Source organism: Mesorhizobium sp. CA13, assembly GCF_020165235.1.
In the GTDB taxonomy this organism is placed as follows: Bacteria; Pseudomonadota; Alphaproteobacteria; order Rhizobiales; family Rhizobiaceae; genus Mesorhizobium.
Genome location: NZ_JAIUHS010000012.1, coordinates 88,665 through 104,249 on the forward strand (window position 1 = coordinate 88,665; position 15,585 = coordinate 104,249).

Below are 15,585 nucleotides of genomic sequence, written 5' to 3' on the forward strand. Positions count from 1 at the left end.
TGAGATGCCGGAGCGGTGAAAAAATCAAGCGGATTTTCACGGGTGCACAAGATTTGCTTGCGCGATTTTGGCGGTTCATGCAAAGGCTCGGCCGCGAACGGCGAGTGGGGACGTCCGATCGGGACACAGGGTAAGGGACGGCCCATGCTGGAAAAGAAGGCTCGAATCGCTGACGATGCCGATATCGTCGACGACGCGATCGTATCGCGCCGGTCGGTGCGCGCTTTTCTGCCCGACATGGTCGACGACGATACGATCCGCGACATACTGGCGGTTGCGGCGCGCGCGCCCTCCGGCACCAACATGCAGCCATGGCGGGTCTATGTCACCAAGGGCGACACCAAGCAGCGCATATCGGATGCCATCCTGAATTCCGGCATCCGCGCCGAAAAGGCCGACTGGGACGAATATCGCTATTATCCCACGCAGTTCTTCGAACCCTACCTGACCCGCCGCCGCGCCAACGGTTTCGGGCTCTACGGCGCACTCGGCATCGGCCGCCGCGAGGTCGACAAGATGCGCGCCCAGCACGACCGCAACTTCGTCTTCTTCGACGCACCGGTCGGCATGATCTTCACCATCGACCGCCGCCTCAACCAGGGTTCCTGGATCGACTACGGCATGTTCCTGCAGAACATCATGGTTGCCGCGCGGGGCAGGGGCCTGCACACCTGTCCGCAGGCGGCGTTCGCGCCCTATCACCGGCAGATCAGGCCGGTGCTCGGCATCCCCGACGAGGAGATCGTCGTCTGCGGCATGGCGCTCGGTTATGAAGATACGTCGAAGCCCGAAAACGCCTTCCGCACCGACCGCGTGCCGCTGGAGGAATGGGTGACGTTCAGCGAGTAGGCCGATTGTGCCTGCGCTGCGACATCCGCTATTCCGTGTTCATCGGGGCGCCATGGCCGCTGACATGGGCGCCATCCTGCGGCGTCAGCTTGAGATAGGCTGATAGCGCGCACAGTGTGATGACACCCTCGATCACGAACAGTATCCGGAAGTCATTGGCGACGGCCGGACCGCCGCCGGCCAGAAACGATAGTGCCGCGGCGGCGAGGCCGACGCTGATCGCCACCGCCAGTTGCCACAATATGTAATAGAGCGCGCTGAAGCGGGCGAGCTGCTCGGGCGCGATATCGGAATAGGCAAGGTTGCCGGTCGACGCCCATTGCGCGGAACGGAAGACGCCGAAGATGAAGATATAGGCAAGCACGATCCACACCGGTGTGGTCGCCTGCATCAGGGCAAAGCCCGCAACCATCGCGGCAACGACTGGGGTATTGAAGACCAGCACGCGGCGGAAGCCGAAGCGGTTGAGGAGGCGTGGCATGAAGACACGCATCACCACCGACCCGACCGCGGCGACGAATGTCAGCGAGCCCGCCTGCACCGCGCTCATGCCGAAGCCGAGCTGGAACATCAGCGGCAGCAGGAAGACGACGGAGCTGAGGCCGATCGTGTCCAGACCGCCGCCGGTGAGGAAGGAGATGCGGAAGGTGCGGATGCGCAGGAGCTTGAGGTCGAGCAGGGGGTTGCGCACGCGCAGGCAATAGAACGAGGCGACCGTCAGGATGACCAGCGCCAGGGCAAGCTCGGCCGCGATCACGCCGGCGGCCGCATCTTTCGCCGCCAGCGAATCCATGCCGAAGACCAGCAGGACCATGCCGCTGCCGACCAGCAGGAAGCCCGGGAAATCGAACGGCGTGCGCACGGGTTTGGTCACCGTCGGAAACAGCGAGGCGGCAAGGACAGCCGCCGCCAGCGCGAAGGGCACGTTGATGAAGAAGATCCAGCGCCAGGAGATGTAGGTGGTCAGCGCGCCGCCCACGAGCGGACCGACCAGCGGGCCGGACTGGCCGGCCAGCGAGATATACATATTGATCTTCAGCGTCCGGCTTCGAGGGAAGGTCGACAGGATGACGACCTGGCCGAGCGTGCCCATCAGCGCGCCGCCGAACCCCTGCAGCGCGCGGGCGCCGACCAGCGTCCAGATATTGTTCGACAGGCCGCACAGCGCCGACGAGGCGGCGAAGACCAGCAGCGCAAAGCAGTAGACGTTGCGCAGGCCGAAGCGGTCGGCGGCCCAGCCGCCAAGCGGCATCGAGATGATCAGGCTGGCGACATAGACGGTGATCAGCAGGCCAAGCTGGCTTGGTGGACGGCCAAGGCTTTCGCTGATGCCGGGCAGCGCGGTCACCACGACGTTCTGGTCGAGGCTGGTCATGAACACGCCGCACGCAACCGTCAGCGGCAGCAGGAGCGTGGCCCTGGCCGACACATCGGCGCGATCGGTGGCGCCGGCGGATATTTCTGCGGTCATGGAGATATTCGAACCAAACGGATGCGCGGATTCTGGAGATGGGTTTTGTTACCCTTCGGACCGGCTTGACGGTCGTATCCTGCCAGTATGAGGGCCCCCGGCGCATTGCTGTAGCGTCAGAGCCGGCCGGCCTTGATGCCAGAATCCGTCGAGGCGCGCTTACTGCACCTCGTAGCCGACTTCCTCGCTGGCGTGACACAGCGCCTTCCAGAATGAGCGCGCGAAGGAGCGGAAGACGTAGATGTCGAACTGGTCGCCGCCGGTGCGCTGGATCTGGGCGAAGATATCGTGATGGGTGGTCGAGCGGCCGGCGCCGAGCGGGAAGGCCGGCAGCGCGAAATCGATGGCGAAGAATTTCGCCAGCACCCACTCGGCCTTCGGTCCGGCGATGCGGATCACGGCGCGGCCATGCGAAAGATCGGTCACCGTGCCGATGGCGGGGGTCACCACGCCCGCGAAAGCCGCGGCCAGCCCCTCGGCTTCGTCGGCTACGGTAAACTTTCCCGGTGCGAAACCGAATGCCGATTTGGCGCCATTGGTGGCGCCGCCGCCGGCACCGTCGGGCAACGTAAGCCCGGTGACGGCGCGGATGCCCGATATCAGTTTCTTCTCTTCGCCCGGCCAGGCGGCGAGCTGCACGATCGAGCCCGGCCTCGTCTCGGTCAGGATGACTTCGACACCATGTTCGAAATCGCCGTGCGAGCCGACATGGAATTCCGGTTCCAGCGGTGAAAGGCGCTCAACCATGCATGCGGCTCCCGTCCGGATCGTAGAAATGGTTGGAAACGATCTCGACCGGCCCGAACCGGTTGCGCAGCGGATCGGAGACATGGGCGCGCGAGCCGTGCCTGGCCTTGCCGCCTTTGACCAGCGCCAATGCGATGTGCTTGCCGAGCGCCGGCGAATAGCAGCAGGCCGTGATGTGGCCGATGGAGCCGTGCGGGTTGGACTCGTCAAGCTCCTCGACGATATGCGCGCCTCCGTTGAGCGGCCTGTTGTCGAGCGCGACCAGGCCGACAAGTTCCAGCCGGTCGGGGGAGATGAGGCCCTCGCGGTCCATCATCGCCGAGCCGATAAACGGCTTCTTCTTCGACAGCATCCAGTCGAGATGCAGGTCGCGCGCCGTGGTGCGGCCGTCGATCTCGGCGCCCGTCACGTGGCCTTTCTCGATGCGCATCGTGCCCAGGGCTTCCAGTCCGTAGGTTACCAGGCCGAACGGCTTGCCGGCCTCGACAAGCGCTTCCCAGACATGGGTGCCATGGTCGGCGCCGCAATAAACCTCGAACGCCATTTCGCCGGAGAAGGACAGCCGGCAGATCATCACCGGCACGCCAGCGATCTGGCCATGCACGATGCCCATGAACGGCAGCGCCGCGTTGTCGACAGCGGTGCCGGCGACGCAGCCGGCCAGGATCTGCCTGGCTTTAGGCCCGCCGATCGCTGCACCCGCCCACTGGTCGGTCACGGAGGTGACATGAACCTTGAGCTCCGGCCAGATCACATCGAGGAAATATTCCAGATGCTGCATCACCTTGCCGGCATTGGCCGTGGTGGTGGTCATCAGGAAATCCTGTTCGCCAAGCCGCCATGTGGTGCCGTCGTCGAAGGCCAGCCCGTCCTCGCGCAACATCAACCCGTAGCGGGCCTTGCCGATGGCCAGCGTGGAAAACATATTAGTGTAGACACGGTCGAGGAATTCGGCGGCGTCCGGACCTTGCACGGCGATCTTGCCCAGCGTCGAAACATCGACGATGCCGGCGCTTTCGCGCGTCGCCCTGGCCTCGCGCACATAGGCCTGCTCGACCGTCTCGCCGGCAAGGCCATAGATCATCGGCCGGTACCACAGGCCGGCGGAATACATGGTCGCGCCATTGGCGACATGCCAGTCATGCATCGGCGTCAGCCGTTCAGGCTTCAGGTCGCCGAAGCGCTCCGCCGCCAGCGATCCGATCGAAACCGGCGCAAAAGGCGGCCGGAAGCGCGTGGTGCCGACTTCCGGGATCGGCGTGCCCAGCGCCTCGGCCATGATGGCAAGGCCGGCAACGTTGGAATTCTTGCCCTGGTCGGTCGCCATGCCGAGCGTGGTGTAGCGTTTCAGATGCTCGACCGAGACGAAGCCTTCGCGGTGCGCCAGCCGCACGTCCTCCGACGTCACGTCGTGCTGGAAGTCGACGAAGCTCTTGCCGCTGGCCTTGATCTCGAACACCGGCGCCGGGTCGGGATCGCAAGGTACGGCTTCGACCGAAGGCAGCGCGGCCGGCGTGGCTTGCGCGCCTGACGCGGCAAGGCCCGCGGCGCGGCCCTCGCTCACCGCTTCGGCGGTGGAAAAGCTGCCGGTGAAGGCGCCTGCGCCAATCCAGTTCTGTGTCGGCTTCGGCGGCAGGAAGGCTTGCCGGGCGGCATTCCACTCCGCCTTGGCGCCGGCCTGGCTGGCCAGATGGATGGTTGGCGACCAGCCGCCCGACATCAAGAGGCAGTCGGCATGGATGCTGCGGGCGTCGCCGGTGAGCGCGCCGTTGGCCATGTCGAAGCGCTGCAGCTTGACGCCGGAGAGCGCCTTGCCCCCCTCGGTGGCGATCACGGCATGGCCGGGAAAGATCTCGGCTTCGGTTTCCTCGGCCAGCTTGCGCATTTCGCCCGAAAGCTCGGGGCGGACATCGACAATCGCGGCAATCCGCGCGCCGGCCTTCTTCAGCGCCAGGGCGCAGCGATAGGCGCTGTCATTGTTGGTGAACAGAGCGATCGTCTGCCCCGCCAGCACGCCGAATTCGTTGGCGTAGCGCTCCGCGGCATGCGCCAGCATCACGCCCGGGCGGTCATTGCCCGGGAATACAAGCGGCCGTTCGAAAGCGCCGGTGGCCAGCACCACCGATCGGGCGCGGATCGCCCAATAGCGATGGCGCGGTTCGCCCTTGCCGGGTGTCTCCTTGTGATCGGTGACCCGCTCAAGGGCGGCGAGCGTATTGCTGTCGTAGTAGCCCCAGACCGTGGTGCGCGGCAGAAGCCGGACATTATCGTAACCCTCGAGCTGGGCCACGGTTCGCCTGGCCCAGTCGGCCGCCGGCAGGTCATCGATCGTCTCGTTCGACCAGTTGGCCGAGCCGCCGAAACGCGGATCGAGTTCGGCAAGTATGACACGCGCTCCCTGGTCAGCGGCGGCCTTGGCTGCCATCAGGCCGGCGGGGCCGGAGCCGACCACCAGCACGTCGCAAAAGGCGTTCATGCGCTCATAGCGCGCCGGGTCGGCTGCGGAGCCGGCACGGCCGAGCCCGGCGGCGCGGCGGATGAAATGCTCGCAGAACATCCAGAAGCGCGTGCCCTTCAGCGGCCCGATCACCGGACCCATGAAGGTCTTGTAGTAGAAGCCGGCCGACAGGAGCTTGCCGCCGAGCTGGTTCACGGCGCTGACGTCCCAGGCCAGCGAGGGAAAACGGTTCTGGCTGACGGCGACCAACCCGTCATGAAGCTCGACCATGGTCGCCGCGACGTTAGGCTCGCGAACCTCGCCCTTCAGCACCGTCACCAGCGCGTTCGGCTCTTCCACGCCCGATGTCAGGAGACCGCGCGGGCGGTGGTATTTGAACGAGCGCCCGTAAAGCGTGACGCCGTTGGCCAGCAGCGCCGAAGCCAGCGTATCGCCGGCATGGCCGGTGTAGGGCTCGCCATCAAAGGTGAAGCGGATGACCTTCAGCCGGTCGATGCGGCCGCCGGTCTCGGTGCGGCGCGGGCTCACGATTTGCCCTCCGCCTTGCGCCGCGCGACCGAGCCGTGATCGCCGCGCGCGAAGGCGACGCTGGAAATCTCGTGCGTCAGCGTGTTGCGCACGACCCTGAGATGCACGCGGCAGCCGCCGGAATGCTGCCAGATCTCGTTGTGGTCTCCGGCCGGGTTCAGCCGGTCATAGACATAGGCATTCCAGGCTTCGAAGTTCTGCGAGGCGGGGTCGGGACGCTCGCGGTTGCCGTCACCCTGGTAGGTGAACTCGATGACGTCGCGCGGGCCGCAATAGGGACAAGTGATCAACATCGGATATTCCTGGTGCAGCCTTGCTCAACGGAGCCTTAGTGAGATCTTGTTCAGTGCAGTCTGGGGTTGGCGCCCTGGCCCTTGTCGTCGATCACCAGGCCGCGATGGAAGCGGTCGAGCGTGAAGGGGGCGTTGAGGTCGTGCGGCTCGTCCTTGGCGATGGTCCAGGCAAAGCACCAGCCGGAGGCGGGCGTCGCCTTGAAGCCGCCATAGCACCAGCCGCAGTTGAGATACATGCCCGGCAGCGGGCCGGTGGTGATGATGGGCGAGCCGTCCATCGACATGTCGCAGACGCCGCCCCAGGAGCGCAGCATGCGCACGCGGGCAAGCCCCGGGAACAGCGCCAGCATCTCGCTCATCACCTCGTCGACGATGGGCAGGTTGCCGCGCTGGGCGTAACTGTTGTAGCCGTCGATGTCGCCGCCGTAGACGAGGCCGCCCTTGTCCGACTGCGACATGTAGAAATGGCCCATGCCGAACGTGACGACCGTATCGATGAAGGGCTTCAGCGATTCGGTGACGAAGGCCTGCAGCACATGGCTCTCGATCGGCATCGTCTCGATGCCGGCAAGCTGCATCACCCGGCCGGTGCTGCCGGCCACCGCGACCGCCACCTTCTTGGCGCGGATGTCGCCGCGTGATGTGGTCACGCCGGTGATGCGGTCGCCGTCGCGCAGGAAGCCGGTGACCTCGCAATTCTCGATGATGTCGACGCCGCGCCGGTCGGCGCCGCGCGCATAGCCCCAGGCCACGGCGTCGTGGCGGGCGGTGCCGGCGCGCCGCTGCATCAGGCCGCCGACCACGGGGAAGCGTGCATCATTGGAAATGTCGAGCGCGGGGATCAGGCGCTTGATTTGCGCCGGCGTCATCAGTTCGGCGTCCACGCCGAGATGGCGCATGGCGTTGCCGCGTCGTGCATAGTCGTCGAACTGGGCCGGCGTGTGCGCCAGGTTCAGGCAGCCGCGCTGCGAGAACATGACGTTGTAGTTGAGATCGTGCGACAGGTTCTCCCACAGCTTCATCGAATGCTCGTAGAAGCGGGTGTTGGCGGGCAGCAGATAGTTGGAGCGCACGGCGGTGGTGTTGCGGCCGACATTGCCGGAGCCGAGCCAGCCTTTTTCCAGCACCGCGACGTTGGTGATGCCGTGTTCCTTGGCGAGATAATAGGCGGTCGACAGCCCGTGTCCGCCGCCGCCGATGATGATGACGTCGTAGGATGCCTTCGGGTCCGGCTTGCGCCAGGCCGGCTTCCAGTCCTTGTTTCCCTTGAGCGCGTTCGCGAGCAGCGAAAGGGCCGAGTACTCTGCCATGGATATGATGTCCGTTTCGGGCGATGCGGCAGACTATAGAGCAGGCCGCACGCGCAAAGCCAATATTGCGCCATCGCCTTTCGACTGGCCGACGCTCCGGCCACCGCCAGATCAGCCCAGGTGGCGGTCGGATCAGGCGACGAATCCGGGTGACGGAGTCCTCGTCGGCGCGCTGTTGAACGAAAAAACCCGCCTGTGCGGCGGTCCCTGGCGCGAGTCAGCACCATGGCTGAATATCTACCATAGCTGCCTTCACCCAGTCAAGAAAAAATTCCTATCGCAAAAGCTGCCGGCGCAGAGGGACTGGCCGTCGTCAGGTCTTGGTTGCCCCGGGTTCGGAGCCCTGGCGGTCGGATGCGACGGCTTGCCCCATGATATGGCCGTCTTTATCAAGGACAGGCAAATTCATTGCCATTGCCGCCTTGAGTCGCCAACAAATCATGTTTTTCAAATTGCTTCGCCTCGTTCTGATCCTGACGCTTGTCGTTTCGGCGCCGCTCTCCTTCGACGCGTCGGCGCAGGGGCTTGGCCAGGCGCCTGCCGGATTGGTCGCCGACCAGCAGAAAATCCTCCAGGACCTGACGACCAAGACCGACAATCTCGACAAGAAGATCCAGCAGGACGGCGATGACGACGCCACCCTCGTCGATATCCGCCTTCAGCTCGAGGAACTGTCGCGGCAATCGCTGAATAGCGCGCTGGCCTTCCGCACCCGCCTTAGCGAGATCAACAGCCGGCTCGAGCAGCTTGGCCCGGCACCCGCCGCCGGCCAGCCGCCGGAACCCGATATCGTCAGCTCCGAGCGCCAGGCGCTGGTCTCCGAAAAGGCCGAGATCAACGCCGTCATCGCGCAGGCGCAGACGCTGTCGATCCGCATCAGCGGGCTGATCGACAAGATCGGCAACATGCGCAGCGCGCTCTTCCGCAATCTCCTGACCAAGCGCTATGTGCTGTCGGATGCGCTGAGCCCACAGGTCTTTTCCGACGCCCGCGACGAATTCGGCAATTTCTACAAGGCGGTCTCGTCCTGGCTGAGCTTCGCCTTCAGGTTCAAGTTCCAGGCCATTCTGGCGGCAACGTTTGTTGCACTCGGGCTGGCCCTGGTGCTTCTGGTCGGCGGCAGGCGGTTGTTTGGACGGGTGTTCGAAGCCGATCCGTCCAACGAGGACCCGTCCTACCTCAGTCGCCTTTCGGTGGCCTTCTGGTCGACCTTGCTGCCGACGCTGGCGGTCGGCGCATTTCTTGGATCGACGATTTTCTTTTTCAACTATTACAACGTTTTGCGCGGCGACATTGGCCTCTTCCTCAATGCGCTGGCGACCGTCATCGGGGTGGTGTTCTGCGTCAACCGGCTGGCCAATGCGGCGCTCGAGCCGCGGCTGCCGAACTGGCGCCTGATCCCGGTCGAAACCGGGCCGGCGCGCTGGCTGGTGCGGCTCACCACCGCCATGGCCGTGGTCATCAGCGTCAACACCTTCCTGTCCGTCATCAACGACAAGATGGGATCGCCGCTGTCGCTGACGATCGCGCGCAGTTTCGTGGCCACCATCGTCGTCGGCATCATCCTGATCCTGATGGCGATGCTGCGGCCGTTCAAGGCCCGTGACGGCAGCTGGCGGCCTTGGCCCGCATGGCTGCGCTACCTGGCGCTGGCTTTGGGGTTCTTCACCATCATCGCGGCGCTGCTCGGCTATATCGGCCTTGCGCTCTTCGTGTCGCTGCAGGTCGTGGTCACGGGCACCGCCCTGGTCACTGCCTATATCGGCTTCCTGTCGGCACAAGCGATCGGCGACGAGGGCGCCTTCGCCAACACATCGGTCGGACGCTGGCTGTCGGCCAATTCCAGCTACGAGGACACCGCGCTCGACCAGCTCGGCCTTGTCGTCAGCGTGGCCATCAATGTGATGATCGTCCTGGTCTTCCTGCCGCTGATCCTGTTGATGTGGGGCTTCCAACTGGGCGACATCCAGGCCTGGGCCTACAAGCTGGCGACCGGGATCAATATCGGTTCGGTGACAATTTCGGTCACCGGCATCCTGTCGGGCATCGTCGTCTTCATCATCGGCTATTTCCTGACGCGCTGGTTCCAGGGCTGGCTCGACGGTTCGGTGATGGCGCGCGGCAAGGTCGACACGGGGGTGCGCAACTCGATTCGGCTGGCCGTCGGCTATGCCGGCGTGGCACTTGCCGCACTGATCGGCATCTCGGCGGCGGGCATCGACCTGTCCAGCCTCGCGCTGGTCGCCGGCGCGCTTTCCCTCGGCATCGGCTTTGGCCTGCAGAACGTGGTGTCGAACTTCGTCTCGGGCCTGATCCTGCTGGCCGAGCGGCCGTTCAAGGTCGGCGACTGGATCGTCGCCGGCGACATCAGCGGCACCGTCAAGAAGATCAGCGTGCGCGCCACCGAGATCGAGACCTTCCAGCGGCAGTCGGTGATCCTGCCCAATTCGAACCTGATCAACAACGCCGTCGGCAACTGGACGCACCGCAACAAGCTCGGCCGCATCGACATCAAGGTCGGCGTCGCCTATGGCAGCGACGTCAAGCAGGTGCACGCCGTGCTGCTCGAGATCGCCCGCGGTCATCCGCTGGTGCTGAAGAACCCCGAACCGTTCGTGCTGTTTTCCAATTTCGGGCCTGCCGCGCTGGAATTCGAGATCCGCGTGTTCCTGGCGGATGTGATGAACGGCAACATCGTGCAGAACGATATCCGCTTCACCGTACTGGCAACATTCAGCGACCAGCATATCGAGATACCCTCGACGCCACGCGCGGTCGTCGAGCCCAAGAATGCGAAGGCCTGGCCGACCGACGACGACAAGATCGAGGCCGATTTCGCCGAGCAGGAACAAGCGAAGCTGGAGGCCGCGGCCGAGGCCAAACGTCTCGCCAGATCGGGACGCAAGGCGAAGAAGCCTGACCCGGATTAGATTGGCGATCGGAAGGTTTCAGGCGGTCAAACCAATTGCGGCATGAATGCGGCATTCAGTTGCGGTTCAGCTTCCATCTCATATAAGCTCCCATGCAAAGGCGAGGATGCCTTGCGAAATGCAACAGAGGCGGTGGGAACACCGATACTGCACATGTGGAAGTCGCTCGTCGCCGCCGTCGCCTTGCTCGCCGTGAGCGGCCCGGCCCATTCCGCCAGCGCGGTCAACAAGGACGCCGAGACCCGCACGCTGATCGTGACGGAAGGCGGCAGCAAGACCGACCTGGCGCTGGCCGCCGGTGAAACCGTGGAATTCTGCCCGAATGGCTGCTTCGTCACCTTGCCCAATGGCGACCTCGAAGCCCTGACCGGATCGGAAACGGTCGAGATCTCGGGCGGCGTCGCCCGCATCAAGTAATTTCGACGGCATGCCTTGAAAGGCCGGGCGTTTGTCCGGCCTTTTATTGTTTCCCGTAGCGGTTGTTTAACAATGACGCGGGAAATACCGCGGCGACAGCCGCCCACAACCGGGCGTTTTAACGTTCGTTACGCCACCTCCCCGCTATACGTCCTGCGAAGACGCCGACAAACGGCGCGACGGGTTCGAGGCAGGACAGGACGACATGGACGCGCGGTCGGACGGAAACGCAATACCGCTTGCGGTCGATCTCGACGGCACGCTGATCGCGACCGACCTGCTATGGGAAGGGCTGTTCATCCTTCTCAAGAAGAACCCGCTCTACATTTTCCTCGTGCCTTTCTGGGCCGCCGCCGGGCCGGCCCGCCTGAAGCAGGCCATCGCCCAGCGCGTCGATATCGATCCCGCGTCGCTGCCTTACCGCGCGCCATTGCTCGACCGCATCCGGGCCGAGCATGCCGAAGGCCGCAAGATCGTGCTGGCGACAGGCACGCCACGCAAATTCGCCGACGCCATCGCTCGCCACCTCGGTGTCTTCGACAGGGTGCTGGCGACGGACGGGGTCGACAATCTGACTTCCGGCAAGAAACGTGCCTCGCTTATCGCGGCCTATGGCGATGGCGGCTTCGACTATGCCGGCAACAGCCGCCATGATCTCAAGGTTTTCGATGCGGCACGCAGCGCGATCGTGGTGGCGCCGGATCGCCACGCCGCGCGCTGGCAGGCGGCGCATGGCGCCGAAACCATGTCGGCGCCGAAACCGACATTGCGGACCATCGTCAAGATGCTGCGCGTGCATCAGTGGCTGAAGAATTCGCTGATCGCGGTGCCGATGGTGCTTTCGCACGAATATTTCAACGCCGGCATGATCTGGGAGTGCGTGCTGGCGTTCATCTCGTTCAGCGCGGTGGCCTCGGCCATCTATATCCTCAACGACTTCTTCGACCTGGCGCTCGACCGCAAGCATGCCACCAAGCGTAACAGGCCATTCGCCAGCGGCGCGCTCTCCATCCCGTTCGGGATCGGCGCGATCGCGGTGCTGCTGGCGATCGGCATCGGCACAGGATTGTTTCTGTCGCCCGAATTCCTCGCAGTGCTCGGCGGCTATTTGACTGTCACCACGGCTTATTCGCTGTCATTCAAGCGCATGCTGCTGGTCGACGTGCTGACGCTGGCCGGCCTCTACACGATCCGCGTTCTGGCGGGCGCGGCCGCGACCGGCGTCGAGGTCTCGTTCTGGCTGCTCGCCTTCTCGATCTTCTTCTTCCTGTCGCTGGCGCTGGTGAAGCGCTTCGTCGAATTGCGCACCACCGCCATTCCACCCGGCGAGCGCATTGCCGGGCGCGGATATCGGACCGAGGACCAGGAGATCGTCGCCCAGGCCGGCATGGCTTCGGCCTTTTCCTCGGCACTGGTGCTGGCGCTCTACATGGACAGTGTCGCGGTGCGTGAGCTCTACCCGCATCCCTGGCTGATCTGGCCGCTGCCGCCGATCGTGCTTTATCTCACCATGCGGGTCTGGATCCTGGCGCGTCGCGATGAGATGCATGACGATCCGGTCGTGTTCATCATCCGCGATTGGCGCAGCCAGATCGTGGTGCTGATCGGCGCCGTGCTGCTGGTGATCGGGGGCTGGTAGACATGGCCGGCGAGCGCTTCGACAGCTTCGGGCGCGCGACGCCGCCCGCGCCGCGCGCCATCGGCGTCGATGATGCTATCGTGCTGCTGAGGGGCGGCCAGGCCAGGCACGCCTCGCTGCTTGCCTATGGCAATGGCAGATCCTATGGCGATTCCTGCCAGAACGAGGCCGGCGCGGTCGTCGACATGCGGCCGTTGAACCGCATCCGCGCCTTCAATGCCGAGACCGGCCTTCTCGAAGCGGATACGGGCGTGCTTTTGTCCGACATCATTGCCCACGCCGCGCCCTACGGCTTCTTCCCGGCAGTCGTTCCGGGCACGCAGTTCGTCACGCTCGGCGGCGCCATCGCCAACGACGTCCACGGCAAGAACCATCACCGGCGCGGCACGTTCGGCTGCCATGTCGAAAGCCTCACACTGCTGCGGTCCGATGGACGGACCTACCGCTGCTCCGCGACGGACAATCCGCGGTTGTTCCGGGCGACGATCGGCGGCATGGGGCTGACAGGCCTGATCCTGTCGGCCTCGATCCGGTTGATGCGGGTGCATTCCCTCGACATCATCGAGAAAGTGACGCCGTTTCGCGACCTGGGCGAGTTCTTCGACCTGGCCGAGGCGGCGGACCAGGCCAATGAATATGCGGTCGCCTGGATCGATCAGCTCGCCGGCGGCCGGGGCAGCGGGCGCGGCCTGCTGTTCACGGGCAATCACGCCGAGCATGGCTCGCATAGCGCCGCGCGCGCCGGCGGCAATTTCGCGGTGCCGTTCCAGCCGCCGTTCAATGTGCTCAGCCGACCGTTCCTGAGCGCCTTCAATGCGGCCTACCGATGGAGGAAAGGCCGCTTCGCCGCACCGCGCCAGGTCGGTTACCAGGGCTTCTTCTTCCCGCTGGACGGTGTGCGCGACTGGAACCGGCTTTACGGCCCGAACGGGCTGTTCCAGCATCAAAGCGTCGTGCCGGAAGAAGCCGCGCGTGAAGCGGTGCCGACGCTGCTCGCGACTGCCAGGCGGGCCGGGCAGGGCTCGTTCCTCACTGTCCTGAAACGCTTCGGCGGCGTCCGATCCCCGGCGCTGCTCTCCTTTCCGCGGCCTGGCTACACGCTGACGCTGGATTTCCCCAACAGGGGAGCCGCGACCCTGGCGTTGCTGGACGAACTTGACCGCATCGCCATCGGAGCCGGCGGAGCGGTCAACCCCTACAAGGATGCGCGCATGAGCGCCGCAACCTTCGCCGCGTCCTTTCCGGAGTGGTCACGGCTGGAGGCGCAGCGCGATCCCGCCTTCATGTCCGATTTCTGGGCGCGCACCGCGAAAAACATCGACCTGCGAAGACGGGGTGCCGAGGCCGCCGAATAGATAAAATTGAAATGGATCTTGGTTAGCAAGTGGTTAACGAGGAGATTTACTCAAAATATCCTTGTGAGTTCACGAAATCTTTTCGGGTTTGTAATAGAAGGCCTCACGGGTGGGTGAGCTGACATGAAATATATCGCCTTCATTCTCTTTACGGTCATGACCAATGCGGCCGCGCAGTTGATGCTGAAGCAAGGCATGATGTCGCTTGGGCCGATCTCGTTCGAAGGCGCCAACCCGCTTATCAAGCTTTTGCAGATCGTCTTCAGCCCCTGGGTGTTCCTCGGCCTGTGCACCTTCGTCATTTCCATGGCCTCGCATCTCTATGTGCTGTCGAAGGTCGAGCTTTCCTTTGCCTATCCGTTCCTTAGCCTCGCCTATGTCGCCGTCGCGGTCTTCGCCTATTTCGTCTTCCGAGAGGACCTCAATGGCTGGCGCGTCGCGGGTATCGCCTGCATCTGCGTGGGCACAGTGCTGATCGCCCAAAGCGGCCGAGACTTGGGTGCCCGCGGGCATGACGAGCAGACCGTTTCCATCACTCCCGACAAGATCGGCACCAGCGAGATCGTTCGATGAGACATGTGATTTTCGGCGGCGACGGCTTTGTCGGTCGCCACCTTGCCCCGAAGCTCGTGGCGGATGGCGAAGAGGTTGTCGTTGCCGACATCGTCAAGAGCGACCTGGCGCATTACCGCAACGTCGGCTTCGTCCAATGCGATGTCACCGACGCTGCATCTGTCACGGCGGTTGGGCTGAAGGCCGACGACATGGTCTATAATCTGTCGGCAAAGATGCTGTCGCCGATCCAGGTGCGCGCCAAGCGCCACGATTTCTTCTTTCCGGTCAACTTCCATGGCACCGAGCACATCATGCAGGCGATGGACAAGGCCGGCGCGGCCAGGCTCGTGCATTACACGACCGACATGATCTACGGCCACACGGTCACCCAGCCGATGACCGAAGAGCATCCGGTCGCGCCGCTCGGCGAATATGGCTGGTCGAAGCAGAAGACGGAGGAACTGGCTGGCGAATGGCGCAAGCGCGGCATGTCGATCTCGCTGTTTCGTCCGCGCCTGATCATCGGTCCCGGCCGCCTCGGCATCCTTGAAAAGCTGTTCAAGCTGATCGACTGGAACCTTCCAGTGCCGATGATCGGCTCGGGCCGGAATCCATACCAGTTCATTTCTGTTTTCGATTGTGCGGAAGCTGCCCGCGCGGCCTGGAAGGCCGGCGTGCCTGATGAGGCCTATAATCTGGGTTCGCTCAACCCGCCGCCGGTCAGGAAATTGCTCGGCGACCTGATCAGGCATGCCGGTTCGAAATCGATCCTGATTCCGACGCCGGGCTGGGCGGTGAAGCGCACGCTCGACCTGCTCGACCTCATGAACCTGCCGATCATGGATCCGGAGCAATATCTGATCGCCGACGAGGACTGCGTGCTCGACGTCTCCAAAGCGGGACGCCAGCTCGGTTGGGTGCCGCAACATCGCGACGAGGACATGCTGATCGCCGCCTACAGCGAATACCGCGCCAGGAAGGCCGGCCATGCCGTCGCCACCAAACATGTGCCGGCCGAATAGCAGCCCGCCAA

The 15,585-nt window shown here is 64.2% G+C and carries 12 protein-coding genes; 7 read left to right on the forward strand and 5 right to left on the reverse strand.

What is annotated here, in order from left to right; translation table 11 throughout:
• Positions 1-144 precede the first annotated feature (144 nt).
• A complete protein-coding gene (locus LB566_RS23865) occupies positions 145-849 on the forward strand; it encodes a nitroreductase (RefSeq protein ID WP_181172497.1) in 705 nt (234 codons plus the stop codon).
• 28 nt (positions 850-877) lie between these two features.
• Here the strand turns inward: LB566_RS23865 and LB566_RS23870 are convergent, their stop codons facing one another.
• The 5 genes from LB566_RS23870 to LB566_RS23890 form a co-directional block, all read right to left on the reverse strand.
• A complete protein-coding gene (locus tag LB566_RS23870) occupies positions 878-2,320 on the reverse strand; it encodes an MFS transporter (protein WP_224627813.1) in 1,443 nt (480 codons plus the stop codon).
• A 159-nt stretch (positions 2,321-2,479) separates the two neighbouring features.
• Positions 2,480-3,067, reverse strand: coding sequence for a sarcosine oxidase subunit gamma family protein (soxG, locus tag LB566_RS23875; protein WP_224627816.1), 588 nt, complete (start codon positions 3,065-3,067; stop codon positions 2,480-2,482).
• Positions 3,060-6,053, reverse strand: coding sequence for a sarcosine oxidase subunit alpha (locus tag LB566_RS23880; protein WP_224627825.1), 2,994 nt, complete (start codon positions 6,051-6,053; stop codon positions 3,060-3,062). Before LB566_RS23880 ends, soxG begins: the two co-directional genes overlap by 8 nt.
• Positions 6,050-6,346, reverse strand: a complete 297-nt coding sequence (locus tag LB566_RS23885) for a sarcosine oxidase subunit delta (protein ID WP_140551334.1) — start codon at positions 6,344-6,346, stop codon at positions 6,050-6,052. Before LB566_RS23885 ends, LB566_RS23880 begins: the two co-directional genes overlap by 4 nt.
• A gap of 50 nt (positions 6,347-6,396) precedes the next feature.
• Positions 6,397-7,656, reverse strand: a complete 1,260-nt coding sequence (locus LB566_RS23890) for a sarcosine oxidase subunit beta (RefSeq protein ID WP_224627827.1) — start codon at positions 7,654-7,656, stop codon at positions 6,397-6,399.
• A gap of 440 nt (positions 7,657-8,096) precedes the next feature.
• Here LB566_RS23890 and LB566_RS23895 point away from each other — a divergent pair, with 440 nt between their 5' ends.
• The 6 genes from LB566_RS23895 (at position 8,097) to LB566_RS23920 (ending at position 15,574) form a co-directional block, all read left to right on the forward strand.
• Positions 8,097-10,586: a mechanosensitive ion channel family protein gene (locus LB566_RS23895; protein ID WP_224627829.1), complete on the forward strand. Its 2,490-nt coding sequence runs from the start codon at positions 8,097-8,099 to the stop codon at positions 10,584-10,586.
• A 153-nt stretch (positions 10,587-10,739) separates the two neighbouring features.
• Positions 10,740-11,003: a hypothetical protein gene (locus LB566_RS23900; protein WP_140551337.1), complete on the forward strand. Its 264-nt coding sequence runs from the start codon at positions 10,740-10,742 to the stop codon at positions 11,001-11,003.
• Positions 11,004-11,208: 205 nt separating this feature from the next.
• Positions 11,209-12,642, forward strand: a complete 1,434-nt coding sequence (locus tag LB566_RS23905; RefSeq protein ID WP_224627833.1) for a UbiA family prenyltransferase — start codon at positions 11,209-11,211, stop codon at positions 12,640-12,642.
• Between the two features lie 2 nt (positions 12,643-12,644).
• Entirely contained in the window at positions 12,645-13,997 is a 1,353-nt protein-coding gene (locus tag LB566_RS23910) for an FAD-dependent oxidoreductase (RefSeq protein ID WP_224627835.1), read from the forward strand.
• A gap of 123 nt (positions 13,998-14,120) precedes the next feature.
• Positions 14,121-14,570, forward strand: coding sequence for an EamA family transporter (locus LB566_RS23915; protein WP_224627837.1), 450 nt, complete (start codon positions 14,121-14,123; stop codon positions 14,568-14,570).
• Positions 14,567-15,574, forward strand: a complete 1,008-nt coding sequence (locus LB566_RS23920) for an NAD-dependent epimerase/dehydratase family protein (RefSeq protein ID WP_224627840.1) — start codon at positions 14,567-14,569, stop codon at positions 15,572-15,574. The genes LB566_RS23915 and LB566_RS23920 overlap by 4 nt, the downstream gene beginning before the upstream one ends.
• The last annotated feature ends 11 nt before the right edge of the window (positions 15,575-15,585 follow it).

Coding starts and splice junctions, on each gene's coding strand:
- soxG (WP_224627816.1), bottom strand. CDS start 3,067: ATGGTTGAGCGCCTTTCACCGCTGGAACCGGAATTCCATGTCGGCTCG.
- LB566_RS23920 (WP_224627840.1), top strand. CDS start 14,567: ATGAGACATGTGATTTTCGGCGGCGACGGCTTTGTCGGTCGCCACCTT.
- LB566_RS23905 (WP_224627833.1), top strand. CDS start 11,209: ATGGACGCGCGGTCGGACGGAAACGCAATACCGCTTGCGGTCGATCTC.
- LB566_RS23915 (WP_224627837.1), top strand. CDS start 14,121: ATGAAATATATCGCCTTCATTCTCTTTACGGTCATGACCAATGCGGCC.
- LB566_RS23885 (WP_140551334.1), bottom strand. CDS start 6,346: ATGTTGATCACTTGTCCCTATTGCGGCCCGCGCGACGTCATCGAGTTC.
- LB566_RS23900 (WP_140551337.1), top strand. CDS start 10,740: ATGTGGAAGTCGCTCGTCGCCGCCGTCGCCTTGCTCGCCGTGAGCGGC.
- LB566_RS23890 (WP_224627827.1), bottom strand. CDS start 7,656: ATGGCAGAGTACTCGGCCCTTTCGCTGCTCGCGAACGCGCTCAAGGGA.
- LB566_RS23895 (WP_224627829.1), top strand. CDS start 8,097: ATGTTTTTCAAATTGCTTCGCCTCGTTCTGATCCTGACGCTTGTCGTT.
- LB566_RS23910 (WP_224627835.1), top strand. CDS start 12,645: ATGGCCGGCGAGCGCTTCGACAGCTTCGGGCGCGCGACGCCGCCCGCG.
- LB566_RS23865 (WP_181172497.1), top strand. CDS start 145: ATGCTGGAAAAGAAGGCTCGAATCGCTGACGATGCCGATATCGTCGAC.
- LB566_RS23870 (WP_224627813.1), bottom strand. CDS start 2,320: ATGACCGCAGAAATATCCGCCGGCGCCACCGATCGCGCCGATGTGTCG.